Genomic DNA, 512 nt, shown 5'->3' with positions numbered 1-512 from the left:
CGGTGGACCTGGTGGTGGCGATGGTGGCGGTGTTGCGGTCGGGGGCGGGGTATCTGCCGCTGGATCCGGGCTTCCCGGCGGAGCGGCTGGCGTTCATGGTGGAGGACGCCGGCCCGGTCTGCACGGTCGCGGTGGGGGAGACCGCCCGGGCGGTGCCGGAAGGGGTGCCGGTGCTGCTGCTCGACGACCCGGAGGTCGCGGCCGTGATCGTCGCGGCGCAGCCGGCCCCGTCCGTGCCGGTGGATCCGGAGGGGGCGGCGTATGTGATCCACACGTCGGGTTCGACGGGGCGTCCGAAGGGTGTGGTGGTGTCGCACGGGGCGTTCGCGGGTTTCCTGGCGGCGATGGACGGTCGGTTGGGTCTGGGGCCCGGTGATGCGTTGGTCGCGGTGACGACGGTGTCGTTCGACATCGCGGGGTTGGAGTTGTTCGGGCCGTTGGTGCGTGGGGCTTCGGTGGTGTTGGCGGATCGTGTGACGGTGCGGGATCCGTTGGCGTTGTCGGCGTTGGTG

1 protein-coding gene is annotated in these 512 nt (G+C 71.9%); it reads left to right on the top strand.

What is annotated here, in order from left to right; genetic code table 11:
- Positions 1-512: AMP-binding protein (locus PUR56_RS25510; RefSeq protein WP_329950618.1), on the top strand; the 512-nt coding region annotated here is incomplete at both ends.

The sequence above is a fragment of the Streptomyces sp. BE303 genome (assembly GCF_036290945.1).
In the GTDB taxonomy this organism is placed as follows: domain Bacteria; phylum Actinomycetota; class Actinomycetes; order Streptomycetales; family Streptomycetaceae; genus Kitasatospora.
Note: the sequence above shows the minus strand (reverse complement) of the source record. Positions and strands in the feature narration are given on the sequence as shown.